Below are 549 nucleotides of genomic sequence, written 5' to 3' on the forward strand. Positions count from 1 at the left end.
GAGCGTATCACTCCACAAAGCTTGTCATAACCTCCACGCATATCCTGATAGTTGGGAATATACTTATATTTTACGGCACCATTTAAGCTAAACATAAGGCTTGAAGTTTAGAGATAAAACTTTGAAGACCAAAATAGCTCAAATTATGATGCTCTATCTTCATACCATTGCTAAGCCCAAGATTGACATACTTGATGACAACGGCATCCTCGGTCGGAGCTGGAGTTAAACCGGCTGAAGGATTACCCTGCTTGGATGGTGTTGGAACTGCACTGGTTGAATCTGGCGCACCTGCAACAACACACTCCACAACATTTGGAGCCTGGAACTTCTTCTTGTACCACTTTTCAAATACATGATAAGGAACTCCATTGGATTCGAAAAATTGATTTACCGAAATGCCTGCTGGTACCGCCTCCGCTTTATAGCGTTGCCACAGGCTCTCAAGATCTTTACTACTTATTGCCATACTTATAACATTTAATGTTTAACATGGCGCAAAGGTAGCACTTATTGTTCAAACCGCCAAAATAGGGGTTGGATGCTTAC

At 41.9% G+C, this 549-nt stretch carries 1 protein-coding gene; it reads right to left on the reverse strand.

Annotated features, from left to right (window positions below; genetic code table 11):
• Positions 1–82 precede the first annotated feature (82 nt).
• Positions 83–469: a hypothetical protein gene (locus ACTQ53_RS17595; RefSeq protein WP_441934614.1), complete on the reverse strand. Its 387-nt coding sequence runs from the start codon at positions 467–469 to the stop codon at positions 83–85.
• Positions 470–549: the final 80 nt, after the last annotated feature.

This window comes from Prevotella sp. Sow4_E9_plate (assembly GCF_052116205.1).
In the GTDB taxonomy this organism is placed as follows: domain Bacteria; phylum Bacteroidota; class Bacteroidia; order Bacteroidales; family Bacteroidaceae; genus Prevotella.